The sequence below is a fragment of the Lactobacillus xujianguonis genome (genome assembly GCF_004009905.1).
GTDB lineage: Bacteria > Bacillota > Bacilli > Lactobacillales > Lactobacillaceae > Lactobacillus > Lactobacillus xujianguonis.
The window spans coordinates 45,822-72,501 of the sequence record NZ_ML136880.1; the positions used below are offsets into that span (position 1 = coordinate 45,822).

Sequence of the window (26,680 nt, forward strand, 5' to 3'; positions counted from 1 at the left end):
CTAGCCTCTCTTCAGTAACCAATTAATAATTAGAAAAATACCTAAAATAGTAAAAATTACTCCCAAAATGGCATAGGCATAGACTGCTGTTTTTTGTGGTTGGTGCCGACGATTTATTGCGACCGAAATATCATATAACCCCACGATTAAAACAATAACTGCTGTAAATAAACTAACCTGTAAACTCATTTTTTCTCCTATTGTTCGCGCCCGCGGCTAACAATCATGTCATCATTACGACCACGTTCACATTCTGCTTGTAAATTAATGTGGTTAATGCCCAACTGCTGTTTTAATTCTTGACCAATTTTTTGACAAACGACTTCAAATTCACCAGCCGTTAAATTTTTATCCACATTCAAATGAGCATCTAGCATAATGTAATCATCACTATACCGCCAAACATGTACATGGTGAATATTTTTTACTTTCGGAAAGCTTAACACGATTTGGTTAACCTTTTCAAGATCAATATCCGGATTAGATTCCATTAGCACATTAGCAGCTTTCATCGTGATTTCATAAGCTTCATGTAAGACAAAAGTCGAAACCAAAATAGTTAAGACCGGATCAAGCCAGGTAACATTCCAAAAGTAAATAAAAATCGCGCCAATGACAACTGCCACACTGGATAGTGCATCACTCATCATATGTACAAAAGTTGAACGAACATTTAAGTTCTTCTTAGCATCATGATGCATTGCAAACATTGAAATGAAGTTAGCAACCAAGCCAATAATCGCAACAATCAACATAATACCGCCCTTAATATGTGACGGCTGCCAAAAGCGTTCAACAGCTTCAACAAACAAGACTAGACTAATCACGATTAAAACCACGCCATTAGTAAAAGCTGCTAAAGTTTCAGCTCGCTGATAGCCAAAAGTTTTGCGTTTATTCCGATTACGCTGGCCAATTAAATGGGCGACAAATGATAAGACAATTGCCCCAACATCACTTAAGTTATGGACTGCATCTGATAAAAGCGCCAGTGAGCCAGAAAAAATGCCACCCAAAAATTCAGCAATCGTAACGATGACATTCAACAGCGTGACAAACACATAACGCTTAGTGGTATGATCTTTGTTCATTATCATTTTCCTTTCGCTTATCAGTGTACCAAAAAAAGCCCCACCTAGGCAGTGAGACTTAATTTTTTACAGATCTTCCGCATCTTTGTTATAGTCGACAATTTCAAAAGTACCATCATCGTGAATAATTCCCCTGGTTACACTACCGTTATTAGGAAATTGGATGTCATGAATCCCATCATTTTGATCCCAATATTTAATGGCTAAAGTCTTAATAAAGTCGCCATGAGAAACCACTAATACTCTTTTTTCATTTTTGGTCAGTTGATGCAAATTACTAATTGCCCGCACCATTCGCTCATTTAATTCAGCACTATTTTCAGCTAAGTGCCGTGGATCTGCCTTTTTGGTAGCTTCTCGAAAGTTTCCAATCCCTACTTGGTTAATGATCTTCTGGACATTAGTTTCATGGCCTACACCAGCTGTTTGACCGATTTGAGCCCAAGTTTGATCGATATCATCACCTTCGAAACTGCCAAAAAAGACTTCGCGAAATTCAGGTAATTTCTTGATTTTTCCAATTTCAGACACAGTATTAGCGTTTTTCATTAAATGAACTGTGTCAATAGCCCGCTTAAGGTCTGAAGAATACATATTATCAAAATGGACTTGTGATAAAGCTCTCGCGGTTCGCTTTAAATCATCAATTCCTTTAACTGTCAGTGGAGAATCACACCAACCTTGAACCTTATTCAGTTGATTAAACATTGTTTCCCCATGTCGTACTAAATAAACTTCTGTTGCCAAGTAAATCTCCCCTTTTCTGTTCTCACTATCCTTTCTATTTTAACAAACTTACGCTAAATAAGCTGTATAGAACAAATAACTTGCCAAAATAAGTGAAAAACCAGCCGTAATCCAACGTACCGCACTTGGTGATAAATATTTAATGCTCTTCTGTCCTAAATAACCACCAATAAATAAACCAATTGCTAAAGGAATAGCTTTTCCCCTGTCAACTTTTGAACCGATAATAAAAACAATGAGGGCTACAAGATTACCAAGTGAGCCTAGAATATTTTTCATAGCGTTAACAGCAACAAAGCTTGCTTCACTAACATAAGTTAAGAAGATTAAATTTAACACTCCAGCAGCGGCGCCAAAATATCCTGTATAAATACCGGCAAAGAACATCCCAAAGTAGGCCAAAATAACTTTTTGACGTGAGTGTTCACCATTTAAGTTGAAAAACTTCTTAGAACCACTTAGAAGTAACATCCCCGCTGAGAAAATAACTAAAAATGGTACCAGTTTTTCAAAAACGGTTCCTGGAAATTTCAACAGCAAGATACTTCCGACACAGGCGCCACTTAAAATGAATAGAGCATATTTAGCAGCCTCTAACCAGTGTCCCTTCATTTCTTCAAGAGAGGACAAAGCTGAACCTGCTCCAGTAAAAATCAAAGCTGCTGTATTAGTAATATTAGCCATGACAGGAGGGGCTCCTGCAATTAACAAAGCTGGATACGACACTAGTGACGCCATGCTAGCTACTGCAGAAACTACGCCAGCTAAAATACCTGCTACAATTAAAAAGATAAAAGTTCCAATTACGCCCATTTTTTACTCCTCATCCTTTTCATGGTTAAATAGTTTTAAGGTGAAAATCATGAATACTTTTGAAAGTTTAATCTTTGTGCCGGAAGGTACTTTATTAAACCAAAAACTAGCTGAACGGACCGCCTTGAGACAAACCCTCAAAGCCTTTAACCATGAATTCGGACCTGCTCAGCGTTTAAAATATAGCGAGCTAACGCAACAAAATAAACTATTGAGCCAAACTGATTGGCATAATTTATTATTGCAAACCTTTTTTCCTGAGAATTTTACTCAAGCCCAACAGCTTTTTGAGCAAAAAATAGCAGCACAAGCTTGCCTGAATAAGGAAAGCCTTGAATTTTTAGAAAAAATTCACGACCAAGCTAAACTAATCCTAGTTGGCAAAGAACCACAAAAATTATTGCAGCCTCGGCTTCAAGATTCACAATTAACTGCTTACTTCCAAACTATTTACTACAGCGATAATTTTACAACAACTTTACCTAATAAAAACATCTTTCAATCAATAATTAGTCAGCAGCAACTTGATCCCGATACTAGTTTGATTATTGGCGCTAATTTAGCAGATGAGATTCAGGGAGCTGAAAATACTGGTTTAAAGTCACTTTGGCTTGCTCCTAAAAAAGAGAAAATTCCGATTACTCCTCATCCAACTTTACATTTAAGCAAACTATCTGATTTACTATTTTATTTAAATGTTGAATAATAAAGTTATGTAATCGTTTAAAGATGAAAGGAAAATTTCATGCCAAAAGTTGCTGTTGTCTTTGCAGATGGCTGTGAAGAAGTTGAAGGTCTCAGTGTTGTTGACGTTTTACGCCGGTTAAATTTTGAATGTGATATGGTCGGCTTAGATAAAAAAGAAATTGACGGTGATCACCACATTAAGTTGACTTGCGATAAAGTAGTTGATGACAGTTTGCTAGATTATGATTTAGTTGCTTTTCCAGGTGGAATGACTGGCTCTGCTAACTTACGTGATAATGACAAGTTACGTGACTTAATGGTTAAGCGTCATGAACAAGGTAAGTGGGATGCTGCAATGTGTGCTGCTCCTCGTGCTTTAGCCAAGTATGGCGTCTTAAAAGATGCTGAATTTACTTGTTATCCTGGCATTGAAGAAGAGGCACTCAAGTATGATCCAAGTGCTCACTTTAGTGAAAAGATCACTGTGACTGATAAGGAACACAAGATTTTGACTAGTCGTGGTCCAGCTACTGCTTGGGCATACTCCTATGCCATCGCTGATATCTTAGGAATTGATACTAAGCAAATTAAGCATGCAATGCTTTACGACTACTTAGCTGACAATATTCAAGATAGTTTATAAAATTTTAATTACCAAATAAAAAGATGTGTCTGGAGACTCATACTGAAAACCTCCAGGCACATCTTTTTAATTTTTCTAACTTATTTCCACCACAATTTAATCAAAGCTTGCGTACCGTCATCTCCCAGCTTCTTTTCATCAACTAGGATTTCATAAAGATGTTTAGCTTCTTTAGTATCTGGTAAATCTAACTTCATTCTCTCAGCTTCTTCAAGCGCAATTCTCAAGTCCTTTAGGAAATGCTTAGCGAAAAATCCAGGGGTGTAGTCATTTTTCAATACCTGTGGACCATATGAACCTAAACTAAAGTTTTCACCCGATCCTCCTTGCACAGTTTGCAAGATTCTCTCAAGATCAAGGCCGGCAGCTTTAGCATAAACAAACATTTCCGTCATCCCGGTCATTGTACCAGCAATCATAATTTGATTAGCCATTTTTGCATGTTGCCCACTAGCATACGAACCAAAATAATTAAAGTACCATTCTTAGCGCCAATATCTCCACCTGTTACGGGTACGTCTAAAACGTGAATTTCTTTTTCTTTACCGACTTGGCCAATCTTCCGTGCCGGACTCGGCTTAGAAGTTGTCATATCTATTAAATATTGTCCTGCTTTAGCAGTTTTAAACAAGCCTTCCTCACCAAAATAGACATTCTCAACATCTTGTGGAAAGCCAACCATTGTAAATACAATATCAGTTTCTTCTGCGAGCAAAGCTGGTGAATCTGCCCATTTTGCCCCAGCTTCTAAAACCTGTTGAGCATGCGCTTTGGTACGATTATAGACTGTTACATCAGTATTCTCTTCAAGTAAATTATTAATTACTCCTGTACCCATTACACCAGTACCAATAAAACCAATCTTCATGATAAATTCCTTTCTAGCTTGTTACATTTGTGCAAGCGCTTTATTCTTTCTAGAATGTATTTATCATATTTTGATATACTAAAATATTTTTTTGCTCATAGATTTTATTCCTATACTATATAAATAAAGTAAAATTAAAAAGCATCCCTGATTGGGATGCCTTTTGTAGATAAACGTAAAATCCAAAGATTAACGCTTTGAGAATTGTGAAGCTTTACGGGCTTTCTTCAAACCTGGCTTCTTTCTTTCCTTCATTCTTGGATCACGAGTTAAGAATCCAGCCTTCTTTAATGGGCTACGGAAATCTGGGTCAACATCAAGAAGAGCACGTGCAACGCCAAGACGAATAGCTCCAGCTTGACCTGAGAAACCACCGCCGTTTACGTTAACGTGGATGTCATATTGACCATCAGTTTCAGTTAATGTTAATGGTTGCTTCAAGTCCTTAACTAAGTTAGGGAATGGAATGTATTCATCAACATCTTTACCGTTAACAGTGATCTTACCGTTACCAGGTACTAAACGAACACGCGCAACTGAATCTTTGCGGCGACCAGTACCGATGTATGCAGCTTGTTGTGCCATTATTTAACCTCCTAATTAAATTAACTTGTTGATATCTAACTTTTCGGGCTTTTGTGCTTCATGCTTGTGATCTTCACCAGCATAAACGTGCATCTTCATGAATTCTTGGTGACCAAGAGTATTCTTTGGAAGCATGCCCTTAACTGAGATTTCAACCATCTTAACAGGGTTATTGGCAAGCAACTCACCATATGAAACAGCCTTTAAGCCGCCACGCCATTCTGAGTGATGGTAATAGATCTTATCTGAAGCCTTTTTACCAGTCAACTTAATCTTTGAAGCATTGATAACAATAACATTGTCACCAGTGTCAACATTTGGTGTGTATTGAGGCTTGTTCTTACCTCTTAAAATAGTGGCTACGGCTGTAGAAAGACGACCTAAAGATACGTCTGTTGCATCGATAACATACCACTTACGTTCAATTTCACTAGGTTTTGCTAATGGTGTAGTACGCAATTTAAATTCCTCCGTTTATTTGCAGTTTGAAAACAATAAGTTTCCGGGGCCTATCGTGGACAAACATACTATACTAGAGTACGTCCTTTTTAGAAAAAAGTCAATTATAAATCCTGATCTTGGCGGTATTTCTTAGGTAAATCTTCATAAAAGACATGATAAAGATACAAACCACTCGCTTGCGCCGTCTCAGTAACTTCTAAGCGGTTCTTCGCTTTAATAATTCTTGGAAAATCATCAACTGGACGTTTTCCATTTCCAATTTGCAATAAAGTCGCCACCAAAATTCTAACCATATTATATAAAAAGCCAGAACAAATAAAATCAAAAACTATCTCGTTATTTTGCTCATCTTTTTGGACATTAACATAGTACATTGTCCTAACTTTATTTTTGATTTGTCCACCACTAGCAGCAAAACTAGTGAAGTCTTGTGTTCCTAGTAAGTCTTTAGCAGCTTCCTGCATTTTCTTAACATCAACTGGATAAGGATAATGCCCTGTATAAAATCGTTTAAAGGGATTAACAAAGTGATCCAAACTCATCCGATACCGATACCATTTTCCCTTAATACTGTAGCGGACGTGAAAGTCTTCATCAACAATCTCGCATTCTTTAAAAATTATATCCATCGGCATCATTGAATTTAAAGCTAAAATCATTTTATTTGGTGGTATTGGATTACCAGGATAATCAAAATGAATTACCTGTCCAACTGCATGGACTCCAGCATCAGTTCTTCCCGACCCTTCAACAATAATTCTTTTGCCTTTAGTCATTTTGCTAAGCGCATCTTCGATAGTACCTTGAACAGTCCGTTGATGTGGTTGCATTTGAAAGCCATGAAAAAGATGGCCATCATATGCCATCGTCATTTTATATCTTGTAATCATTTAACGTGTCCTAAAGATTAGTAATAAAGCTATTAATAAAATAAAATATCCTAAATTATAAAGATCATATTTTGACCAGTGTAAAATGCGGTATTTGCTGCGTCCAACACTACCGCGATAGCCACGTGACTCCATTGCAGTTGAAAGATCGACTGCAGTTTCTAATGAGTTAATAAATAATGGAACTAACAAAGGCGTAATTGCTTTAGCACGTTTAATTAAGCCACCATTATTAAAATCAGCTCCCCGTGACCGTTGAGCATTCATGATTTTTAATGTTTCATCAAACAACGTAGGCACGAATCTCAGCGCGATTGACATTACTAATGCAATCTTATCTACAGGTACTTTAAACAGCTTCAGCGGCTTTAGAATCCACTCTAACGCGTCAGCAATTTCAAGTGGCATGGTTGTTACTGTCATTACCGTTGAAATCAAGATAATTAAAGTAAATCGAATAAAGATATAAACCGCATTGGTAATCCCATAACTTGATAAGGCAAAAATCCACCATTTCCAATAAACTTTACCACCAACAGTAAAAAATAACTGTAACAGCGACGTGAAAAAAATCAGGCCAATTAAAGGTTTTACCCCATCCCAAAAGACTTTAAATTTTAAACGGGTAGCCCAAACTGCCAATAAGGCAAATAGACTAATGATGGTGTAAGTAAGCCAGTTATTAGCTAAAAAGATTACAAAAATAAATAAAATAGTAGCCAATAACTTCCCACGAGGATCCATCTTATAAATTAAGGTGTTGCCTGGAAGATACCTACCAATAATTATTTTACTCACACACTCACCCCTTAATGTTATTGCTAATTTCAGTTACCAATTTATCAATCGTAATTGGATTCTGCATAAAATGATATCCCTTTAATTTTGATGCAAAAAGACTAGAAGTCGGCTCATCTAGATAATGCTTCTGCAGCCACTCCCGATCAGCAAAAATCTTTTCTGGGCGGTCGTGCTTTATTAATTTACCATGCTCTAACACTAATACATCATCAGCATATTCAGCAACATCATCCATGTTATGTGTAACCAGAATAACTGTATGTCCAGCCTTTTGATAATCTACAAACAATTTCAGCATTTGCTCTCTAGCTCGAGGATCAAGCCCTGCAGCTGGTTCATCTAGACACAGAATATCAGGTTGATAGGCCATTACGCCGGCAATTGCTACTCGACGCATTTGTCCTCCAGATAATTCAAAAGGTGATCGTTGAGCTAATTCTTTTGGCAGACCAACTTTTTGTAACCAAACCTTTGCCAGTTTTATAGCATCTTCTTCGCTATAACCGAAATTTTTGGGCCCAAAAGCTATATCATCAATTACAGTATTTTCAAACAGCTGAGCTTCTGGAAATTGAAAAACAATGCTGACGTGCTTCCGTAATTCTTTGAGATCTTTATTACTTGTAGTCGGTGTAATTACTTGATTAGCAATTTCAATTGTACCCGAAGTTGGTTTTAACAGTGCATTAAAGTGCTGCATCAAAGTGGACTTCCCACTACCAGTATGACCAATAATGGTAATAAATTTATTATTAGGTATCTCAAAGTTAATATCGTCTAGGCCCTTTTTCTCTAATGGAGAACCTGGAGAATAGACGTAACTTACATTTTTGAATTTAATTGACATAAGATCTCAATCAACTTTTCTTCAGTATTTACATTTTCAGGAATTTTAATCCCTACTGACTTCAATTTATCTTTCAATTTAAAAATGAATGGTTCCTCTAACCCTAAATCGTTAATCAATTTAGTTTGAGAAAAAACATTAACCGGCTCATCCTGGTTAATCAATTTCCCATCATTTAATAGTAAAACCTGATCTGCAATAAAGGCTTCATTAACATCATGTGTAATTGAAAGAACGGTCAAATCTTCCATATCTTTCATCTTTTTAACAAGATTAAGAACTTTTTTGCGACCACTAGGATCCAACATTGAAGTAGCTTCATCTAAGATAATGATTTTTGGTTGAATTGCTAAAATACCAGCAATTGCCACCCGCTGTTTTTGTCCTCCTGATAAATTGGCAGGTTCAGCGTTAAAGTAATCGGACATTCCTACTTGTTCCACTGCCCATTTCACAGTTTTAATCATTTGATCCCGAGGGACCCCGCGGTTTTCTAATCCAAATGCTACATCATCAGCAACTGTAGCACCAACAAATTGATTATCTGGATTTTGAAAGACTATGCCAATTTTATCACGAATATCCCAGACAGTTTCTTCATTTAATTCTTGACCGTCAATAATGATTTTTGTTTCAGGATTTTTGTCAGGAAGCAGTAGTCCATTCAACAATCTTGTGATTGTCGACTTTCCACTCCCATTATGACCTACTATTGCAGTCCATGTCCCTTTCTTAATATCAAAACTGACATCGGAAGCTGCTTTAGTCTTTGAGTCTGGATATGTAAAAGAAACATGTTTCACTTGTATTATCTTATCAGCTACCATTTATATTCCACCCTAAAGAATTATATGGTTCTATTTTAGCAAAAAGAGCAAAAAAAATCATCCATGAAGAGGGATGAATTTAATCATCTAAGCTAGACTAAGCTTTCGCCATCATCATCGCGCTTATTCTCACTTTCATAGATAATTCTTAATAGCTATTAAGTTGAGTTATTGATGAATTAAACTAATTCAAGAATAACCATTGGAGCAGCGTCACCCTTACGAGCTAATGCTAACTTCATAATTCTGGTGTAACCACCATTACGGTCTTTGTAACGAGGTGCAATATCACTGAAGAGCTTTTGCAATGCTGATTTTACAACAACTGCATCTTTTTCTTCATGTACATCAGCAACTTCATCACGAACAAAAGCAGCAGCCTTTCTTCTAGCAGCTAAATCACCGCGCTTGCCTAAAGTAATCATCTTTTCAGCAGTCTTACGGATTTCTTTTGCACGAGATTCAGTAGTAACAATGCGTTCGTTAATGATCAATTGAGTAGTCATTTCTCTAAGCATTGCTTTTCTATGTGCACTATCGCGACCTAATTTACGGTATGCCATGAGTTTGCCTCCTTTATTGGCCTACTTAAGTTAATCTTCTTGACGAAGTGAAAGTCCTAAGTCAGCTAATTTGTTCTTAACTTCTTCTAATGATTTACGTCCTAAGTTACGTACACGCATCATATCTGATTCTGTCTTGTCAGTTAACTCTTGCAAAGTGTTAATACCTGCACGCTTAAGACAATTGTATGAACGAACTGAAAGATCAAGCTCTTCGATAGTCATCTCAAGCTTCTTTTCTTTCTTATCGTCTTCCTTTTCCACCATTACTTCGCTAAATTTAGCGTTTGCGTCAGCTGATTCAAACACTTTAAAGTGTTCTACCAAAATCTTAGCTGCAAAGCTAAGGGCGTCATTAGGCTTGATTGAACCGTCAGTCCAAATCTCAAAAGTGAGCTTGTCAAAATCATCTCTCTTACCAACACGAGTTGATTCAACTTGGTAATTAACTTTCTTAATTGGTGAGAAAAGAGAATCAACTGGAATTACCCCAATTGGCATGTCTTCACTCTTATTGTCACTTGCTGCTACATAACCGCGACCATTCTTAACCGCAATTTGCATGTGCAAGTGTCCACCTTCAGCAATAGTACAAATATATTGATCTGGGTTCAAAACTTGAACGTCTGCATCAACTTTAAGATCATCAGCAGTTACAGTGGCTGGACCTTCTACATCCAATTCAATAACCTTTTGCTCATCTGAAAGAGACTTTAATTCAAGTTTCTTTAAGTTCAGAATAATCTTAGTTACATCTTCTCTTACGCCAGGAACTGTTGAGAACTCGTGTAAAACGCCATCAATTTGTACGTAAACAAGTCCTGTACCAGGAATAGAAGTAAGTAACACTCTACGAAGAGAGTTACCTAAAGTTGTACCAAAGCCTCGTTCAAGTGGTTCAACAACAAACTTACCGTAAGAATCTTCTTGTTCAACAACGGTAATATTTGGTTTTTCAAATTCAATCATTACTAGGCCCCTTTCAAAACGTAACGTCCTATATTAAGGACAAAATTAAACACGACGACGTTTTGGTGGTCTAGAACCATTGTGGGGAACTGGCGTAACGTCACGAATTGCAGTAATTTCAAGACCAGTTGCTTGAAGTGATCTAATAGCAGATTCACGACCAGCACCAGGACCTTTAACAGAAACTTCAACATGTTTCATGCCTTGGTCCATTGCACTCTTAGCTGCTGCTTCAGCTGCCATTTGAGCTGCAAATGGAGTAGACTTACGACTACCCTTAAAGCCCAATGCACCAGCTGAAGACCAAGCAACTGCATTACCTTGAACGTCAGTAATCATGACTAAAGTATTATTAAACGTAGAATGAATATGAGCAACGCCGCTTTCGACATGCTTCTTCACACGACGCTTACGTGCTGTTTTAGGCATCAATAAACCTCCTTAAAATAAATTAACGGTTTCTCTTAGTACCCTTACGAGTACGAGCATTGTTCTTAGTGTTTTGGCCACGAACTGGAAGTCCACGACGGTGACGAATACCACGGTAAGAACCAATATCAACTAACCGCTTAATGTTCATGCTGACTTCACGACGTAAGTCACCTTCAACACGGTACTTATCAACTTCTGAACGAAGCTTTTCTTGATCTTCTGGAGTCAAATCTTTAGAACGAATGTCTTCAGAAACACCAGCATCCTTACAAATCTTCTTAGCTGTTGGTTCACCAATACCGTAAATGTATGTTAAAGCGACAACAACTCTTTTATCTCTTGGTAAGTCAACACCAGCAATACGTGCCATAAATTGCACCTCCTATTTTTTAACCTTGACGTTGCTTGTGCTTTGGATTTGCAGAGCAAATAACCATAACACGGCCATGTCTCTTAATAACTTTACAATGTTCACACATTGGTTTAACAGATGGTCTAACCTTCATGTTTACCTCCGTTATTACTTTATAAACCGATACGTAATTCTACCTTTTGTTAAATCGTATGGAGAAAGCTCTACTGTTACGCGGTCCCCAGGTAAAATACGAATGTAGTGCATCCGAATTTTACCAGAAACATGCGCTAAAATAGTAGCTCCATTTTCCAATTCAACTTTAAACATAGCATTAGGTAAGGTATCAACTACCTTACCCTCTACTTCAATGACATCATCTTTTGCCAAAGTTGTTCCTCCGCAATTAAACAGTCATACTTTGAAATTATAACACGGAAAAATAAATATACAAGCCTTCAAACTACTTGTTATTACTTAAAACCGCATCAATATCTTCAAAGACTTTTTCAGGACTTTGTTCACCATTAATAACAGTCAACAAACCTTTTTCTTGATAAAAGTCTTTCAAAGGAGCATTCATCTTTTCGTTTACTTCAAGACGATTCTTAACAACTTCTGGTTTGTCATCTTCACGTTGATAAAATTCATGACCACCACAACGATCACAAGTGCCTTCAACTTTAGGCATCTTTGAAAGTTTATTATAGGTAGCGCCACAAGATTTACACATGAAGCGTGCTGACAAACGCTTAACCAAAGTATCTTCGTTTACTTCAAGCGCAATAACATTTGTTAAAGGCTTGTTTAAACGCTTGGTAATTCCTTCTAAAAGTTCAGCTTGCTTAGTTGTTCTTGGGAAACCGTCAAGGATAAATCCTTCCTTAATGTCAGGTTGACCTAAACGTTCCTCAACTAATTTAGCAGTTACTTCGTCGGGAACTAAATTACCCTTGTCGATGTAACTCTTGGCTTCAAGACCCACCTTTGTCTTGTTTGCCATTGCTTCTCTAAACATATCCCCAGTTGAAATATGAGTTAGATGATATTTATCAACAATTTGCTCTGATGCTGTACCTTTACCTGCACCTGGCAAACCTAAAAGAATTAAGTTAATCATTTTTCCGTTCCTATCTGATGAATCCAACATATTCTCTCTTCATTAACAATCCGTTAATTTGACGAGACAGCTCTAAGACAACTCCGATAACAATCAACAAACTGGTACCACCTAGTCCTATTGAACTTGGCAAATCCCAGAAGTTAGTTGCAAGCTGTGGAATAAGGGCAACTAATCCTAAGAATAGTGCACCTACAGTTGACAGGCGCATTAATAGTTTAGAAACATAATCCTGTGTATCTTTACCTGGCCAAACGCTAGGAATGTACGCACCTTGTTTTTGTAAGTTTTCAGCTAGCTTTTCAGGGTTAACCTGAACAAAAGCATAGAAGAATGTAAATAAAATAATTAAAAGTGTGTAAATGATAACACCAGGAGTTGTTTGAAGACTGAAGATATTAGTCATTACCTTAAACCACTGTTGATCGCCTTGAGTTCTTTGAAAGGCCATTAAAATTGTTGCCGGTGTAATGATAAATGAACTGGCGAAGATAACTGGAATAACTCCAGATACATTAACTTTTAATGGTAGAAAACTTTCAGACCCACTAATCGTAGCTCTTCTTGTGTATTGAATTGGAACTCGACGATTAGCTTGTTCAACCCACGTAACTAATTGAGTTACGATAAGAATTGCAACAATAACTGCGATGAAGAACAAAATGCCTCGCCAGCGGTCACTGGCACTGTTATTAATGATCTCTTCTTTATATATTTGCCACATTCCTGCAGGAAATCTTGCAATAATACCCGCAAAAATGATGACAGAAACACCATTACCTAAACCTTTATCGGTAATTTCGTCACCTAACCAAGTAAGTAACATCGTACCACCAGTCATAATAATAGCAATTTCAATATAACTTTGAGGAGTTTGGTTCTTCACTAAACCCATTTGGGTTAAAGCGTTGAAACCAACCGTAATACCAATACTCTGAACAAAGGCAACTACCAATGTTAACCAACGAGTAACTTGGTTTGTCTTACGTCTACCAACCTCACCTTGTTTGCCCCACTCTACAAGAGTAGGAACAATGTCCATTTGCAGCAACTGAATAACAATTTGAGCAGTGATATAAGGAGAAACACCTAATGAAAAGATAGAATAGTTATCCAAACCACCACCAGAAACCGTATCCAGCATTGGGACCAGACCAGTTTGTGCAACCTGAGTGATCGCTTTTGCATTAACACCAGGAACGGCGATATTAGCACCGATCCGATATAGCAACAGAATAAAGAGAGTGAACCAAATCTTGTTTCTGATTTCTTTATCCTTAAAGGCGTTCTTCAAGGTTGAAAACATTAGATCACCTCAACAGTTCCGCCAGCAGCTTCAACTGCTTCTTTAGCAGCTGCGGAAACTTTGTTAACCTTCACAGTTAATTTAACTTTTAATTCACCTTTAGCAAGTAACTTAACGCCTGATAATTCTTTCTTTACCAAGCCGTTTTCTTTAAGACTTTCTACAGTTACTTCACTACCGTCTTTGAACTTGTTTAAGTCATCTAAGTTGACAATAGCATATTCCTTACGGTTGATGTTCTTGAAACCACGCTTAGGCATAGTTCTGAATAATGGCATTTGACCACCTTCAAAACCTAAACGGGTGTGACCGCCTTGACGAGCTAATTGACCCTTTTGACCACGGCCAGAAGTTTTACCGTAACCACTTGAAGTACCACGACCAACACGCTTTCTTGTGCGACGTGAACCTTCAGCAGCATGTAATTCATGAAGCCTCATTAAACTAGGCACCTCCTTGATAAATCTTATTTATTAATCTCTTCAACAGAGATCAAGTGAGCAATTTTCATTAATGCACCACGAGTAGCAGCGTTGTCTGGAAGAACAACAGTACTATCAACTCTACCTAAGCCAAGAGCTTTAACAACTTTCTTTTGGTTAGGTAAGCGGTGGGCAACACTTCTAATTAAAGTAACTTTTAAATCAGTCATTTAAATCTCCCTAATCTTCGCTCTTGACGTGACGAAGCTTATCAACTTCTTCACTAGTTCTAAGTTTCTTCAAACCATCCATAGTTGCGCGAACTACGTTAATTGGAGTGTTAGAACCAAGTGACTTTGAAGTTACGTCAGCAATACCAGCCATATCCATAACGATACGTACGGCACCACCGGCAGCAACACCAGAACCAGCTTCAGCAGGCTTTAATAAGATATTACCTGAACCGTAGTGACCGATAACTTCGTGAGGAATAGTAGTACCAACCTTAGGTACGTTAATCATCTTCTTCTTACCGTCTTCAACAGCCTTACGGATTGCTTCTGGGACTTCTTGAGCCTTACCAGTACCGAAACCTACACGGCCTTTCTTGTCACCAACGACAACAAGGGCAGCAAATCTCATCCGACGTCCACCTTTTACAACTTTTGTAATACGGTTGACAGCGACTAATTGATCTTCAATATCGTCCTTGTTTCTACGATTGTTACGAGAATCGTTGCGGTTTGCCATGTGTTAATTCTCCTTTCCTAGAAATCTAATCCGTTTTCACGAGCGGCATCTGCCAAAGCTGAAATACGGCCGTGGTATAAGTAACCACTTCTATCAAATACAACACTTGAAATGTTCTTAGCTTTAGCTGCTTCAGCAATAGCCTTACCAACAGCTGCAGCTTGATCTACTTTGTTTGCATCGTCAGATACAGACTTGTCCAAAGTTGAGGCACTTGCAAGCGTGACACCCGCTACGTCATCAATTAATTGAGCGTAGATGTTTTTATTTGAACGAAAGATACTTAAGCGTGGGCGCTCAGCAGTACCAGAAATTTTACCACGAATACGTTTATGACGCTTTAAGCGTAACTTGTTTTTATCTGGTTTAGAAATCACAATTTCACCTCAAAAATAACTAACTATTACTTACCAGTCTTACCTTCCTTACGGCGTACGTATTCATCAGTGTATCGAATACCCTTACCCTTGTATGGTTCAGGTGAACGTACGGCGCGGATTTCTGCAGCAAATTGACCAACATTTTGCTTAGAAATACCTTCAACTTCAACATCTGTTGCGGAAGTAGTCTTAACTGTAACACCTTCAGGAGCAGTTAAAACAACTGGGTGTGAGTAACCAACATTTAAAGTAATCTTGTTACCTTGTGCTTGTGCACGATAACCAACACCGATTAACTTCAATGTCTTCTTATAACCATCAACTACACCTTCGATCATTGAAGCCAAGTTTGCTCTTTCAGTACCGTGAAGAGCTTTATCGTTTTCACTTGAACGAGTAAAGTTGATCTTACCGTCTTTTTGTTCAAACTTGATCTTTGGATCGAAATATCTAGTTAATTCACCCTTTGGGCCCTTAACAGTAATGTTGTCACCTTCCTTGGTAACAGTGACACTGTCAGGGACTTCAATAGTCTTTAAACCGATACGGCTCATTGAATTTTCTCCTTTCTGTCAGAATTACCAAACGTAAGCGATAACTTCGCCGCCAACGCCCTTTTGTCTTGCTTCTTTATCGGTAATAACACCAGCAGAAGTAGAAACGATGGCAATACCTAAACCGTTAAGAACCTTAGGTAAGTCTTCAGCCTTAACATAGTTTCTAAGACCTGGCTTAGAAATACGCTTCAAGCCTGAAATGACACGTTCGCCGTTTGGACCGAATTTCAAGAAAACTTTGATTACGCCTTGCTTGTTATCATCTGTAACTTCGTAATCACGGATAAAGCCTTCACGCTTTAAAATTTCTGAAATTGACTTCTTAATGTTTGATGCAGGAATTTCAACTGAATTGTGCTTTGCCATGTTGGCATTTCTAATTCGAGTCAAGTAATCTGCGATCGGATCTGTCATGACCATTTATGCTATCCTCCTAACCGTATACTACCAACTAGCCTTTTTAAGACCAGGAATTTGACCTTTGTGTGCTAATTCCTTTAAACAAATACGGCATAAACCGAACTTGCGGTATACGGAGTGTGGACGACCACATCTCTCGCAACGTGTATATTCACGTGAAGAGAACTTAGCAGGACGATGATTTCTGATTTTTTGTGATGTTTTAGCCATTAATGTCCTCCATTATTTTGCAAAAGGCATACCAAATTGACCTAAAAGTTCACGAGCTTCTTCATCAGTGTTGGCAGTAGTAACAATAACGATATCTAAACCTCTAGTACGATTTACCTTATCAAAATCGATTTCTGGGAAGATCAATTGTTCCTTAATACCTAAAGTGTAGTTACCGCGACCATCAAATGAACGAGCGGAAACACCACGGAAGTCACGAACACGTGGAAGAGAAACATTGATCAACTTGTATAAGAAATCGTACATTCTATCGCCTCTAAGGGTAACCTTAGCACCGATAGACATACCTTCACGTAAACGGAAGTTAGCGATTGACTTCTTAGCTTTAGTGATTAATGGCTTTTGACCTGAAATCAAAGTTAATTCTTCAACGGCTTCATCCAGGTTCTTTGCATTGGAAACTGCGTCACCAACACCCATGTTTAACACGATCTTATCGATCTTAGGTACTTGCATTACTGACTTGTAATTAAACTTGTCTTGCAATGCAGGCATAACTTTTTCATTGTAATCTTGAGCTAAATAACTTGCCATTTGTGTCCTCCCTTCTACTTCTTATCTGCCTTAGAAATAACCTTAACGTTTGATGCATGAATTGAACCTTCTGATTCAACTACGCCACCATTTGCGTTGGTTTGTGAAGGCTTTTGGTGTTTCTTGATCTTGTTAACGCCTTTGACCACTACACGGTTTTTCTTTACGTTAACAGAAAGAACTGTACCTTCTTTACCTTTATCTTTTCCGGCAATAACTTTTACCTTGTCACCAGTTTTAACAAACATCAGTGCACCTCACTAACAATTATAAGACTTCAGGAGCAAGAGAGACGATCTTCATAAAGTCGCCCTCACGTAACTCACGTGCAACTGGCCCAAAGATACGAGTACCACGTGGGCTCTTATCTGCATTGATAATTACGGCAGCATTTTCGTCGAACTTGATGTATGAACCATCTTCACGACGTGCGCCTGATTTTGTTCTGACAATAACTGCTTTTACGACGTCACCTTTTTTGACAACGCCACCTGGTGTTGCTTGTTTAACAGTAGCTACAACAATGTCACCAATGTTACCGGTCTTACGCTTTGATCCACCTAAGACTCTAATAACTAAAAGTTCTCTTGCGCCAGAGTTATCAGCAACCTTTAAACGGGATTCGTTTTGAATCACTGTATAATCCTCCCCTCGGTAAATCCGTAAAAACTAAACAGATTTCTTAACAATCTTAACTAAACGGAAGCGCTTTGTACGAGATAATGGACGGGTTTCCATGATACGAACAGTATCGCCAACTTTAGCTTCATTATTTTCGTCTTGTGCGTAGAACTTCTTTGAGTACTTAAAACGCTTGTTATAAACAGGGTGGTTCTTGTAAGTGTCAACAACTACAGTAATAGTCTTGTCCATCTTATCAGAAACTACACGACCTTGATATACGTGACGACGATTTCTTTCGTTTGATTCGCTCAAGTTAATAGCTCCCTTCCACTAATTTTCTTCCAATTCTTTTTCGCTAAGAATAGTTTTAATTCTAGCGATATTCTTACGGACTTTGCTCAAGCGAGCGGTATTTTCTAATTGACCCGTTGCTTGTTGGAAACGCAAGTTAAAGAGTTCTTCTTTATATTGCTTTTCTTTTTCTAACATTTGATCAGTGGTTAATGCTCTGATTTCTTTAGCCTTCATTAGAATTGCCACCTACTTCCGAACTTTTAGTCACAAACTTAGTCTTAATTGGTAACTTGGTTGAAGCAAGTCTTAAAGCTTCACGAGCAGTTGCTTCATCAACGCCACCAATTTCAAACATGATCTTTTCTCTCTTAACTACAGCTACCCAACCTGCTGGTGCACCTTTACCGGAACCCATACGTACACCAACACCTTTAGCAGTGTATGACTTTTGAGGGAAAATTCTGATCCAAACCTTACCGCCACGTTTCATGTAACGTGTCATAGCAACACGGGCAGCTTCGATTTGACGGTTAGTAATCCAATGAGATTCAAGGGCTTGCAAACCGTATTCACCAAAGGCAATATACTTACCACCCTTAGCAGCACCACGCATTTTACCACGGAATTCACGACGGTGTTTTACTCGCTTTGGTACTAAAGGCATTACTTGTTTCCTCCCTTCGCAGGCTTTGAAGGCTTATTCTTACGAGTTGGTAAGATTTCTCCACGGTTGATCCAAACTTGGACACCAATTTCACCATAAGTAGTGAAGGCATTTACCCAAGCATAATCAATATCAGCTCTCAATGTTTGCAATGGAACACGGCCTTCAGTGTGCCATTCTCTTCTAGCCATGTCAGCACCATTCAAACGACCAGAGATTTGTACTCTGATACCCTTAGCACCAGCACGCATAGATCTTTGAGTAGCTTGACGCATAGCACGTCTGAAGGCAATACGAGCTTCCAATTGACGAGCGATACTATCTGCTACTAATTCAGCATCAAGATCTGGCTTCTTAATTTCAACAATATTGATGTGTACTTGCTTATCAGTTAAAGCGTTTAATTCTTTTCTTAATGCTTCAACTTCAGAACCACCTTTACCAATTACCATACCTGGTTTTGAAGTGTGGATTGAAATGTTGATTCTGTTAGCAGCACGTTCAATTTCAACAGTAGAAACAGAGGAATCCTTTAACTTCTTTGAAATGAACTTTCTAATACGAAGGTCTTCGTTTAAAGTTTCCTTGTATCCTCTGTCAGCATACCATTTTGATTCCCAATCACGGATGACACCGAGACGAAAACCGTTTGGGTTAATCTTTTGACCCATTAATATACCTCCCTTAATCGTTCTTTTCTGAAACTACTACAACTACGTGACTAGTTCTCTTGTTAATTGGAGAAGCCATACCCTTAGCGCGTGGGCGGAATCTCTTCAATGTTGCACCTTCGTTAACGTATGCTTCTGATACATAAAGGTTAGCACTTTCAAGATCGTAGTTGTGTTCTGCGTTAGCAATAGCTGAGCGCAAAACCTTTTCAACGATTGGGGAAGCAGCTCTAGGCGTAAATTGTAAGATTGCTAATGCTTCGGCAACGCTCTTACCGCGAATTAAATCAATAACTAAGCGAGCTTTTCTTGGAGCGATGCGAACAGTTCTTGCTTCAGCCTTAGCTGAACTAATTTGTTCTGCCATTTAAGATGTTTCTCCTTCCTCTAAGCTTTTGTGGCCTTATCGTCAGCGAGTTTGTGTCCGTGGAAAGTTCTAGTTGGAACAAATTCACCTAACTTATGACCAACCATGTCTTCAGTAATGTAAACTGGTACATGTTTTCTACCATCGTAAACAGCTATAGTCAAACCTACAAAGGAAGGGAAAATAGTTGAACGACGTGACCAAGTCTTAATAACTTGTTTCTTTTCTTCGTTTTGTTGAGCATCAACTTTCTCCAACAATGATGCATCAGCAAAAGGACCTTTTTTAATACTACGGCTCATTAATTAACCCTCCTTTTACTACTTATTACCTTTACGGTGACGAATGATCAACTTCTCGCTAGACTTCTTAACGTTTCTAGTCTTAATACCACGAGCCTTCTTACCCCATGGAGTCATAGGTTGTGGACGACCAACTGGAGCCTTACCTTCACCACCACCATGTGGGTGATCGTTAGGGTTCATTACAGAACCACGAGATTGTGGACGTCTGCCTAACCAACGGCTACGACCAGCCTTACCTAATTGGATCAATGAGTGTTGTTCATTACCAACAGTACCGATAGTAGCACGGCATTCTGACAAGATCTTACGAACTTCGCCACTTTGTAATCTTACTAAAGTGTACTTACCGTCAACACCTAAAACTTGGGCAACAGCACCTGCACTTCTTACAAGTTGACCACCTCTACCTGGTTTTAATTCAATGTTATGAATTTCAGTACCAGTAGGAATGTTCTTTAATGGTAAAGCATTACCAACCTTGATATCAACATTTTCACCGGATTCAATAACAGTACCAACTGTCAAACCCTTTGGTGCTAAAATGTAAGCCTTAATACCATCAGTGTAGTGAAGCAAAGCGATGTTTGCAGTTCTGTTTGGATCGTATTCGATTGCCTTTACAACTGCCTTTGCATTATCCTTGTTCCGCTTGAAGTCGATGATACGGTACTTTTGCTTGTGACCACCACCACGGTGTCTAATAGTAATATGACCATATGAGTTACGACCTGCAGTATGTGATTGGGATTCAAGCAAGGTACGTTCTGGCTTGCTCTTAGTGATTTCTGCAAAGTCAGAAGAAGTCATATTACGGCGACCATTTGTGGTTGGCTTGTAAACTTTAATAGCCAATTGACTGACCTCCTATTACTTGTTGTCTTCTTTACTATTTTCGTCTTGGAAAATCTTGATGTTGTTTGAATCGTCAGTTAAGGTAACGATTGCCTTTCTACGGCGAGCTGTCTTACCAAAGTAACGGCCAACTCTCTTATCCTTACCGCGAACGTTCATAATGTTAACGTTCTTAACCTTAACATCGAAGATTTCTTCAACAGCGTTGCGAACTTGAGTCTTGGTTGCAGTTAAGAGCACGTCGAAAGTGTACTTCTTATCATCCATTAAGTTCGTGGACTTTTCAGTAATGACAGGTCTTAAAATGATATCGCGTGCGTCCATTAAGCCAAAACCTCCTCAATCTTCTTTACAGCATCTTGAGTTAAGATTAACTTGTCGTAGTTAACTGCATCTTCAACATTTAAGCCGTTAACTGGAACTACCTTAACCTTAGGCAAGTTTCTTGCTGAAAGTTGTACATTCTTGTCGTCTGAAACAACTAATACCTTGCCGTTTACCTTTAAGCTGTCTAACATTGACACAAATTCTTTAGTCTTAGGAGCTGACATAGTCAACTTGTCTAAAACGATCAAATCCTTATCAATCAACTTTTGGGAAAGAACTGACTTGATAGCCAAACGACGTTGCTTTCTTGGCATGCTATATGCGTAAGAACGTGGGGTTGGGCCAAAGACTGTACCACCACCGCGCCATTGTGGAGCTCTGATAGAACCTTGACGTGCACGACCAGTACCCTTTTGTCTCCAAGGCTTCTTACCACCACCGCGAACAGCAGATCTGTTCTTAACCTTTGAAGTACCTTGACGCTTGCCAGCTCTTTGTCTAATGATTGCTTCAAATACGACATTTTCGTTAGGTTCAATACCAAAAACCTTATCGTTTAAAGTAACTTCACCAGAGTCCTTACCGTTTTGATCGATAACTTTTAAATTAGCCATTCTAGTCCTCCTTCCTATTTATCAGCTTTTACAGCCTTAGCAGCAGATTTAACAACGATTAATGAGTTCTTGGCACCTGGAACGTTACCCTTAACCATTAATACATTCTTGTCTGCAACAACTTTTTCAATTACTAGGTTTTCAATGGTAACAGTCTTTACACCCATGTGACCTGGCAAACGCTTGCCCTTCGGTACACGGTTAATGATGGAACCCATTGAACCAGGAATTCTGTGGTATCTTGAACCATGGGTTTCTGGTCCTCTTGATTGGCCCCAACGCTTAATGTTACCTTGGTAACCATGACCTCTTGTAGTACCAGTAACGTCTACGACGTCACCTTCCTTGAATGTATCCACAGTAACTTCTGAGCCGACTTCATAGTCCTTAAGCTCAACACCGCGGATTTCCCGAATGAAGCGCTTAGGTGAAGTCTTTGCTTTATCAGCATGACCTTTTTCTGGTTTGTTGCTCAAAACTTCACGCTTGTCTTGGTACCCCAATTGCACAGCTTCGTAGCCGTCTGATTCAACAGTCTTAACTTGCATAACAACGTTAGGTGTTGCTTCAACAACAGTTACAGGTACAAGGACACCATCTTTAGTGAAGATTTGAGTCATACCAACTTTTCTTCCTAAGATTCCTTTGGTCATGTTTACACCTCTTTCTATTTAAATTACAATTTAATTTCGATGTCTACACCGCTTGGAAGATCAAGCTTCATTAATGAATCAACAGTCTTAGGTGTTGGATTCAAAATATCGATTAAACGCTTGTGAGTACGCATTTCGAATTGTTCACGTGAGTCCTTGTTCTTGTGTGGTGAACGAAGAACAGTAAACAAAGTTCTTTCAGTTGGAAGAGGAACTGGACCTGAAATTTCTGCACCAGTTCTCTTTGCGCTAGCTACGATCTTAGCAGCTGATTCATCGAGAATACCATGTTCGTATGACTTAAGTCTAATACGAATTGATTGACTTGCCATTTAATTACCTCCTTAACGTCTTCTTTAAAAAGATGACTAGCTCGACAAAAATTCCCCGCACGCCACTGTGGCAATGCAGCCTGGCGTGCCGCAACCTTTTGCGTCAACGCTTTACAACAACTTTATGGCATTAGAGCGTAATACTCCCAAATGCACAAAGACTATTGTACTTGGTCTGCCCTTAAATATCAAGGGTTTCACCAATGTTTCTCAAAAAAATTCAAAAAAAGAGAGTTACTTGTTTTTACAAATAACTCTCTTTTTAATTTAGATCTTATTAATTGTGTCAATCAACGCAAATATAAAATTATTCTGCGTCGCCGCCACGTTTCTTAATAATTTCTTCTTGAATTGACTTAGGTGTTGGTGAGTAGTGGTCAAATACCATAGTGAAAGTACCACGACCTTGAGTTGATGAACGCAAAGTAGTTGCGTAACCAAACATTTCAGCAAGTGGAACCATAGCATTCAATACCTTAGCACCTGAACGGTCTTCCATACCATCCATCGTACCACGACGAGCAGTAATTGAGCCCATTACATCACCTAAGTATTCTTCTGGGGTAATTACTTGAACCTTCATAATTGGCTCAAGAACTACAGCACCAGCCTTAGGAGCAGCGTTCTTCAAAGCAAGTGATGCAGCAACCTTGAAGGCAGCTTCTGATGAGTCGACTTCGTGGTAACTACCATCGTAAAGCTTAGCCTTAACATCGATTAATGGGTAACCTGCAAGAACACCGTTCTTCATAGCTTCTTGTAAACCTTGGTCAACTGAAGGAATGAATTCACGAGGAACAACACCACCGACAATGGCATCTTCAAATTCGTAACCCTTACCTTCTTCATTAGGAGTAAAGTCAATCCAAACGTCACCGTATTGACCCTTACCACCTGATTGACGAACAAACTTACCTTGTGCCTTAGCTTCCTTAGTGAAGGTTTCACGGTAAGCAACTTGTGGTTCACCAATAGTAGCTTCAACGTGGAATTCACGCTTCATACGTTCAACCATGATTTGAAGGTGAAGTTCACCCATTCCGGCGATCAAAGTTTGACCAGTTTCAGCATTAGTTTCAGCCTTGAAAGTTGGGTCTTCTTCAGTAAGCTTTTGCAAAGCAACATCAAGCTTATCACGGTCAGCCTTTGACTTAGGTTCAATTGAAACTTGGATAACTGGATCTGGAATTTCCAAACTTTCCAAAATAAGTGGACGAGCTGGATCAGTTAATGAGTCACCAGTAGTAGTATTCTTCAAACCGATAGCACCAGCGATATCACCTGAGAATACTTCTGGGATTTCAGTTCTTGAGTTGGCGTGCATTTGAAGCAAACGACCTACACGTTCACGAGAGTCCTTTGATGCGTTCAATACGTATGAACCTGATTGAAGTGAACCAGTGTAAACACGAATGAAAGTCAAACGACCTACGAATGGGTCAGTAGCAATCTTAAATGCTAAGGCAGCAAATGGATCGTCGTCGTTAGCCTTAAGTTCAACTTCGTCACCGGTCTTTGGATCGTGAGCGATATAAGGCTTAACGTCAAGTGGTGATGGCAAGTAGTCAATAACACCGTCAAGCATCATTTGAACACCCTTGTTCTTGAAGGCTGAACCAGCAAATACTGGGAAGAACTTCAAGTCGATGGTTGCTTTACGAATAGCAGCCTTTAATTCATCGTTAGAAATTTCTTCACCGCCAAGGTATTTTTCCATGATGCCGTCATCAACATCAGCAACAGCTTCAATCAATTCGCCACGACGCTTTTCTGCTTCTTCCTTGTATTCATCAGGAACTGGAACAGTATCCCACTTAGAACCAAGCTTATCTTCATCGTAGATATCAGCAACCATGTTGATTAAGTCGATAACACCTTCAAAGGTATCAGCTGAACCAATCGGCATTTGAACAGCATGAGCGTTAGCGTTTAAACGTTCGTGCAATGACTTAACTGACTTATCAAAGTCAGCACCAATCTTGTCCATCTTGTTAACGAAAACAATACGAGGAACACCGTAAGTTTCAGCTTGACGCCATACATTTTCAGTCTGTGGTTCAACACCAGCTTGGGCATCAAGAACAGTTACGGCACCATCAAGAACACGAAGTGAACGTTCAACTTCGATAGTGAAGTCAACGTGTCCTGGGGTATCGATGATGTTAATTCTGTAGTCTTTCCATTGTGCAGTAGTAGCTGCAGAAGTAATGGTAATACCGCGTTCCTTTTCTTCATCCATCCAGTCCATTTGTGAATCACCTTCGTGAGTTTCACCAATTTTGTGGATCTTACCAGTGTAGTAAAGAATACGTTCAGTAGTGGTAGTCTTACCCGCATCAATGTGGGCCATGATACCAATGTTACGTGTCTTTTCTAATGGAAATTCACGCTTGTTAGCCATATATTAATTCTCTCCTTAAAATATAAACCAGTAACGATCTTAGAAGCGGTAGTGTGCAAATGCACGGTTAGCTTCAGCCATACGGTGAACATCTTCACGCTTCTTCACTGCTGAACCAGTGTTGTTAGATGCATCGATGATTTCGTTAGCTAAACGTTCATCCATAGTGTGTTCATTACGTAAACGTGCGTAAGAAACAATCCATCTTAAGCCCAAAGTAGTTCTTCTTTCAGGACGTACTTCAACTGGGATTTGGTAGTTAGAACCACCAATACGACGAGCTCTAACTTCCAAAACTGGCATAACATTGTTCATAGCTTCTTCAAAGACATCGAGTGGTTCCTTACCAGTCTTGTCTTTAACAATATTGAAAGCATCGTAAAGGATTGAAGATGCCTTTGCTCTCTTACCATCAAGCATTAAGTGGTTGATTAACTTAGTAACGAGCTTTGAGTTATAAACTGGATCTGCTAAAACTTCTCTTTTAGTTACGTGACCTTTTCTAGGCATTATTTAACTCCTCCTTTAACCTTTCTTTGCACCGTACTTAGAACGGCTTTGCTTTCTGCCATCAACACCAGCAGTATCAAGGGCACCACGAATAATATGGTAACGTACACCAGGAAGGTCCTTTACACGTCCACCACGAATTAATACAACTGAGTGTTCTTGCAAGTTGTGGCCTTCACCTGGAATGTATGCAGTAACTTCGATCAAGTTTGAAAGACGTACACGGGCATACTTACGTAAAGCTGAGTTAGGTTTCTTAGGTGTCATAGTACCAACACGAGTTGCAACCCCACGCATTTGTGGAGCTGGGTTGAATACTAATTCCTTCTTCATACTGTTGTAACCGTAGTTCAAAGCTGGTGACTTTGATTTAGTCGTCTTTGAGTGACGGCCTTTTCTTACCAATTGGTTAATGGTTGGCATTAAAAATTTCCTCCTAAAATTAACTATTTTGTTCACACATCCGGGAGTTTCTTTTTCAGCTCACGGACACACTGTTCAAAACATACAAACACAATTTTACTCCGATTCTGACAGAAATCAAACTTTTTTCATTTTTTTGGGGAGAATTTCCTTTTTTTACATATTTAATAAGTGGAGGTGATTTACTAATGTTTTTTTCTACGTAAAGTCAAGCATCATCGTATGTTTTGCTTTATTATTTTGTATAATTTAACGACTTAATTAAAATTGTGTCGATTTATTTTTAAACGAAAGTATGACAAATAAGCCTGCAAATCTATAATTTTTGTAAGCTTAGTTTTATAAT

44 protein-coding genes and 1 pseudogene are annotated in these 26,680 nt (G+C 38.8%); 2 read left to right on the plus strand and 43 right to left on the minus strand.

What is annotated here, in order from left to right; genetic code table 11:
* From EJK17_RS05420 to EJK17_RS05435, 4 genes are all read right to left on the minus strand, one after another.
* Window positions 1–189, minus strand: coding sequence for a hypothetical protein (locus EJK17_RS05420; protein ID WP_103660799.1), 189 nt, complete (start codon window positions 187–189; stop codon window positions 1–3).
* A gap of 8 nt (window positions 190–197) precedes the next feature.
* On the minus strand, window positions 198–1,091 hold the full coding sequence (locus EJK17_RS05425; protein ID WP_103660800.1) for a cation diffusion facilitator family transporter: 894 nt from the start codon (window positions 1,089–1,091) through the stop codon (window positions 198–200).
* Between the two features lie 66 nt (window positions 1,092–1,157).
* Window positions 1,158–1,838 carry a histidine phosphatase family protein gene (locus tag EJK17_RS05430; protein ID WP_103660801.1) on the minus strand — a complete coding sequence of 227 codons (681 nt, stop codon included), beginning with the start codon at window positions 1,836–1,838 and terminating at the stop codon, window positions 1,158–1,160.
* 48 nt (window positions 1,839–1,886) lie between these two features.
* Window positions 1,887–2,651 carry a sulfite exporter TauE/SafE family protein gene (locus tag EJK17_RS05435; RefSeq protein ID WP_103660802.1) on the minus strand — a complete coding sequence of 255 codons (765 nt, stop codon included), beginning with the start codon at window positions 2,649–2,651 and terminating at the stop codon, window positions 1,887–1,889.
* Between the two features lie 49 nt (window positions 2,652–2,700).
* On the opposite strand from EJK17_RS05435, the gene EJK17_RS05440 reads away from it, so the two are divergent.
* Together EJK17_RS05440 and EJK17_RS05445 are read left to right on the plus strand one after the other, a co-directional pair.
* Window positions 2,701–3,357, plus strand: a complete 657-nt coding sequence (locus tag EJK17_RS05440; RefSeq protein WP_103660803.1) for an HAD family hydrolase — start codon at window positions 2,701–2,703, stop codon at window positions 3,355–3,357.
* A gap of 39 nt (window positions 3,358–3,396) precedes the next feature.
* The gene (locus tag EJK17_RS05445) at window positions 3,397–3,981 is read left to right on the plus strand and encodes a DJ-1 family glyoxalase III (RefSeq protein WP_103660804.1); all 585 of its coding nucleotides are present in this window, start codon (window positions 3,397–3,399) and stop codon (window positions 3,979–3,981) included.
* A gap of 80 nt (window positions 3,982–4,061) precedes the next feature.
* Here EJK17_RS05445 and EJK17_RS05450 read toward each other — a convergent pair.
* The 39 genes and pseudogenes from EJK17_RS05450 to rpsL all read right to left on the minus strand — a co-directional run bounded on the left by EJK17_RS05450 (window position 4,062) and on the right by rpsL (window position 26,334).
* Window positions 4,062–4,849, minus strand: a pseudogene (locus EJK17_RS05450) (NAD(P)-dependent oxidoreductase).
* A 189-nt stretch (window positions 4,850–5,038) separates the two neighbouring features.
* Entirely contained in the window at window positions 5,039–5,434 is a 396-nt protein-coding gene (gene rpsI / locus EJK17_RS05455; protein ID WP_103660805.1) for a 30S ribosomal protein S9, read from the minus strand.
* A 15-nt stretch (window positions 5,435–5,449) separates the two neighbouring features.
* On the minus strand, window positions 5,450–5,893 hold the full coding sequence (gene rplM, locus EJK17_RS05460) for a 50S ribosomal protein L13 (RefSeq protein WP_103660806.1): 444 nt from the start codon (window positions 5,891–5,893) through the stop codon (window positions 5,450–5,452).
* Window positions 5,894–5,997: 104 nt separating this feature from the next.
* Complete coding sequence (truA, locus tag EJK17_RS05465) at window positions 5,998–6,786, minus strand: tRNA pseudouridine(38-40) synthase TruA (RefSeq protein WP_103660807.1); 789 nt, start codon at window positions 6,784–6,786, stop codon at window positions 5,998–6,000.
* Window positions 6,787–7,584, minus strand: a complete 798-nt coding sequence (locus tag EJK17_RS05470; RefSeq protein ID WP_103660808.1) for an energy-coupling factor transporter transmembrane component T family protein — start codon at window positions 7,582–7,584, stop codon at window positions 6,787–6,789.
* 4 nt (window positions 7,585–7,588) lie between these two features.
* Window positions 7,589–8,434 (minus strand): energy-coupling factor transporter ATPase, encoded by an 846-nt coding sequence (locus EJK17_RS05475; protein WP_103660809.1) that lies wholly within the window; start codon window positions 8,432–8,434, stop codon window positions 7,589–7,591.
* Entirely contained in the window at window positions 8,410–9,261 is an 852-nt protein-coding gene (locus tag EJK17_RS05480; RefSeq protein ID WP_103660810.1) for an energy-coupling factor ABC transporter ATP-binding protein, read from the minus strand. Before EJK17_RS05480 ends, EJK17_RS05475 begins: the two co-directional genes overlap by 25 nt.
* A 179-nt stretch (window positions 9,262–9,440) precedes the next feature.
* Window positions 9,441–9,824 carry a 50S ribosomal protein L17 gene (gene rplQ / locus EJK17_RS05485; RefSeq protein ID WP_103660811.1) on the minus strand — a complete coding sequence of 128 codons (384 nt, stop codon included), beginning with the start codon at window positions 9,822–9,824 and terminating at the stop codon, window positions 9,441–9,443.
* Between the two features lie 30 nt (window positions 9,825–9,854).
* Window positions 9,855–10,793, minus strand: coding sequence for a DNA-directed RNA polymerase subunit alpha (locus tag EJK17_RS05490; protein ID WP_103660812.1), 939 nt, complete (start codon window positions 10,791–10,793; stop codon window positions 9,855–9,857).
* A gap of 45 nt (window positions 10,794–10,838) precedes the next feature.
* Window positions 10,839–11,222: a 30S ribosomal protein S11 gene (gene rpsK / locus EJK17_RS05495; protein ID WP_004045557.1), complete on the minus strand. Its 384-nt coding sequence runs from the start codon at window positions 11,220–11,222 to the stop codon at window positions 10,839–10,841.
* A 22-nt stretch (window positions 11,223–11,244) separates the two neighbouring features.
* Window positions 11,245–11,595, minus strand: coding sequence for a 30S ribosomal protein S13 (gene rpsM / locus EJK17_RS05500; RefSeq protein ID WP_103660813.1), 351 nt, complete (start codon window positions 11,593–11,595; stop codon window positions 11,245–11,247).
* Window positions 11,596–11,614: 19 nt separating this feature from the next.
* Window positions 11,615–11,731: a 50S ribosomal protein L36 gene (gene rpmJ, locus EJK17_RS05505; RefSeq protein WP_005721621.1), complete on the minus strand. Its 117-nt coding sequence runs from the start codon at window positions 11,729–11,731 to the stop codon at window positions 11,615–11,617.
* A 14-nt stretch (window positions 11,732–11,745) separates the two neighbouring features.
* Window positions 11,746–11,967, minus strand: a complete 222-nt coding sequence (infA, locus tag EJK17_RS05510; RefSeq protein ID WP_002878178.1) for a translation initiation factor IF-1 — start codon at window positions 11,965–11,967, stop codon at window positions 11,746–11,748.
* Window positions 11,968–12,040: 73 nt separating this feature from the next.
* A complete protein-coding gene (locus EJK17_RS05515) occupies window positions 12,041–12,697 on the minus strand; it encodes an adenylate kinase (protein WP_103660899.1) in 657 nt (218 codons plus the stop codon).
* Between the two features lie 10 nt (window positions 12,698–12,707).
* Window positions 12,708–14,003, minus strand: coding sequence for a preprotein translocase subunit SecY (gene secY, locus EJK17_RS05520; RefSeq protein ID WP_103660814.1), 1,296 nt, complete (start codon window positions 14,001–14,003; stop codon window positions 12,708–12,710).
* Window positions 14,003–14,443: a 50S ribosomal protein L15 gene (rplO, locus tag EJK17_RS05525; protein WP_103660815.1), complete on the minus strand. Its 441-nt coding sequence runs from the start codon at window positions 14,441–14,443 to the stop codon at window positions 14,003–14,005. Before rplO ends, secY begins: the two co-directional genes overlap by 1 nt.
* Window positions 14,444–14,469: 26 nt before the next feature.
* The gene (rpmD, locus tag EJK17_RS05530; RefSeq protein ID WP_103660816.1) at window positions 14,470–14,655 is read right to left on the minus strand and encodes a 50S ribosomal protein L30; all 186 of its coding nucleotides are present in this window, start codon (window positions 14,653–14,655) and stop codon (window positions 14,470–14,472) included.
* A 10-nt stretch (window positions 14,656–14,665) separates the two neighbouring features.
* Entirely contained in the window at window positions 14,666–15,175 is a 510-nt protein-coding gene (gene rpsE / locus EJK17_RS05535; RefSeq protein WP_103660817.1) for a 30S ribosomal protein S5, read from the minus strand.
* A 17-nt stretch (window positions 15,176–15,192) separates the two neighbouring features.
* Window positions 15,193–15,552 carry a 50S ribosomal protein L18 gene (gene rplR, locus EJK17_RS05540; protein WP_103660818.1) on the minus strand — a complete coding sequence of 120 codons (360 nt, stop codon included), beginning with the start codon at window positions 15,550–15,552 and terminating at the stop codon, window positions 15,193–15,195.
* A 26-nt stretch (window positions 15,553–15,578) separates the two neighbouring features.
* Complete coding sequence (rplF, locus tag EJK17_RS05545; protein WP_103660819.1) at window positions 15,579–16,109, minus strand: 50S ribosomal protein L6; 531 nt, start codon at window positions 16,107–16,109, stop codon at window positions 15,579–15,581.
* A 24-nt stretch (window positions 16,110–16,133) separates the two neighbouring features.
* Window positions 16,134–16,532 (minus strand): 30S ribosomal protein S8, encoded by a 399-nt coding sequence (gene rpsH / locus EJK17_RS05550; protein WP_103660820.1) that lies wholly within the window; start codon window positions 16,530–16,532, stop codon window positions 16,134–16,136.
* A gap of 24 nt (window positions 16,533–16,556) precedes the next feature.
* Entirely contained in the window at window positions 16,557–16,742 is a 186-nt protein-coding gene (locus EJK17_RS05555; protein ID WP_103660821.1) for a type Z 30S ribosomal protein S14, read from the minus strand.
* Window positions 16,743–16,754: 12 nt separating this feature from the next.
* Window positions 16,755–17,297, minus strand: coding sequence for a 50S ribosomal protein L5 (gene rplE, locus EJK17_RS05560; RefSeq protein WP_103660822.1), 543 nt, complete (start codon window positions 17,295–17,297; stop codon window positions 16,755–16,757).
* A 14-nt stretch (window positions 17,298–17,311) separates the two neighbouring features.
* A complete protein-coding gene (rplX, locus tag EJK17_RS05565) occupies window positions 17,312–17,545 on the minus strand; it encodes a 50S ribosomal protein L24 (RefSeq protein ID WP_103660823.1) in 234 nt (77 codons plus the stop codon).
* Between the two features lie 19 nt (window positions 17,546–17,564).
* Window positions 17,565–17,933, minus strand: a complete 369-nt coding sequence (gene rplN, locus EJK17_RS05570) for a 50S ribosomal protein L14 (RefSeq protein WP_103660824.1) — start codon at window positions 17,931–17,933, stop codon at window positions 17,565–17,567.
* Between the two features lie 33 nt (window positions 17,934–17,966).
* On the minus strand, window positions 17,967–18,233 hold the full coding sequence (gene rpsQ, locus EJK17_RS05575) for a 30S ribosomal protein S17 (RefSeq protein ID WP_103660825.1): 267 nt from the start codon (window positions 18,231–18,233) through the stop codon (window positions 17,967–17,969).
* 18 nt (window positions 18,234–18,251) lie between these two features.
* Complete coding sequence (rpmC, locus tag EJK17_RS05580) at window positions 18,252–18,449, minus strand: 50S ribosomal protein L29 (protein WP_103660826.1); 198 nt, start codon at window positions 18,447–18,449, stop codon at window positions 18,252–18,254.
* The gene (rplP, locus tag EJK17_RS05585) at window positions 18,439–18,879 is read right to left on the minus strand and encodes a 50S ribosomal protein L16 (RefSeq protein ID WP_103660827.1); all 441 of its coding nucleotides are present in this window, start codon (window positions 18,877–18,879) and stop codon (window positions 18,439–18,441) included. Before rplP ends, rpmC begins: the two co-directional genes overlap by 11 nt.
* Window positions 18,879–19,550, minus strand: coding sequence for a 30S ribosomal protein S3 (gene rpsC, locus EJK17_RS05590; RefSeq protein ID WP_127796267.1), 672 nt, complete (start codon window positions 19,548–19,550; stop codon window positions 18,879–18,881). The genes rplP and rpsC overlap by 1 nt, the downstream gene beginning before the upstream one ends.
* 13 nt (window positions 19,551–19,563) lie before the next feature.
* On the minus strand, window positions 19,564–19,917 hold the full coding sequence (gene rplV, locus EJK17_RS05595; RefSeq protein ID WP_025080096.1) for a 50S ribosomal protein L22: 354 nt from the start codon (window positions 19,915–19,917) through the stop codon (window positions 19,564–19,566).
* A 20-nt stretch (window positions 19,918–19,937) separates the two neighbouring features.
* Window positions 19,938–20,219, minus strand: a complete 282-nt coding sequence (gene rpsS, locus EJK17_RS05600; protein ID WP_103660829.1) for a 30S ribosomal protein S19 — start codon at window positions 20,217–20,219, stop codon at window positions 19,938–19,940.
* Window positions 20,220–20,237: 18 nt separating this feature from the next.
* Window positions 20,238–21,074 (minus strand): 50S ribosomal protein L2, encoded by an 837-nt coding sequence (gene rplB, locus EJK17_RS05605; protein ID WP_103660830.1) that lies wholly within the window; start codon window positions 21,072–21,074, stop codon window positions 20,238–20,240.
* Window positions 21,075–21,089: 15 nt separating this feature from the next.
* Window positions 21,090–21,398 carry a 50S ribosomal protein L23 gene (rplW, locus tag EJK17_RS05610; protein ID WP_103660831.1) on the minus strand — a complete coding sequence of 103 codons (309 nt, stop codon included), beginning with the start codon at window positions 21,396–21,398 and terminating at the stop codon, window positions 21,090–21,092.
* Window positions 21,398–22,015: a 50S ribosomal protein L4 gene (gene rplD, locus EJK17_RS05615; protein WP_103660832.1), complete on the minus strand. Its 618-nt coding sequence runs from the start codon at window positions 22,013–22,015 to the stop codon at window positions 21,398–21,400. Before rplD ends, rplW begins: the two co-directional genes overlap by 1 nt.
* A 14-nt stretch (window positions 22,016–22,029) precedes the next feature.
* Entirely contained in the window at window positions 22,030–22,668 is a 639-nt protein-coding gene (gene rplC / locus EJK17_RS05620; protein WP_103660833.1) for a 50S ribosomal protein L3, read from the minus strand.
* A 23-nt stretch (window positions 22,669–22,691) separates the two neighbouring features.
* Entirely contained in the window at window positions 22,692–23,000 is a 309-nt protein-coding gene (gene rpsJ / locus EJK17_RS05625) for a 30S ribosomal protein S10 (protein ID WP_009559709.1), read from the minus strand.
* Between the two features lie 307 nt (window positions 23,001–23,307).
* Window positions 23,308–25,401: an elongation factor G gene (gene fusA / locus EJK17_RS05630; RefSeq protein ID WP_103660834.1), complete on the minus strand. Its 2,094-nt coding sequence runs from the start codon at window positions 25,399–25,401 to the stop codon at window positions 23,308–23,310.
* Window positions 25,402–25,440: 39 nt separating this feature from the next.
* On the minus strand, window positions 25,441–25,911 hold the full coding sequence (gene rpsG, locus EJK17_RS05635) for a 30S ribosomal protein S7 (protein ID WP_103660835.1): 471 nt from the start codon (window positions 25,909–25,911) through the stop codon (window positions 25,441–25,443).
* A gap of 15 nt (window positions 25,912–25,926) precedes the next feature.
* Window positions 25,927–26,334: a 30S ribosomal protein S12 gene (gene rpsL / locus EJK17_RS05640; RefSeq protein ID WP_025080104.1), complete on the minus strand. Its 408-nt coding sequence runs from the start codon at window positions 26,332–26,334 to the stop codon at window positions 25,927–25,929.
* Window positions 26,335–26,680: the final 346 nt, after the last annotated feature.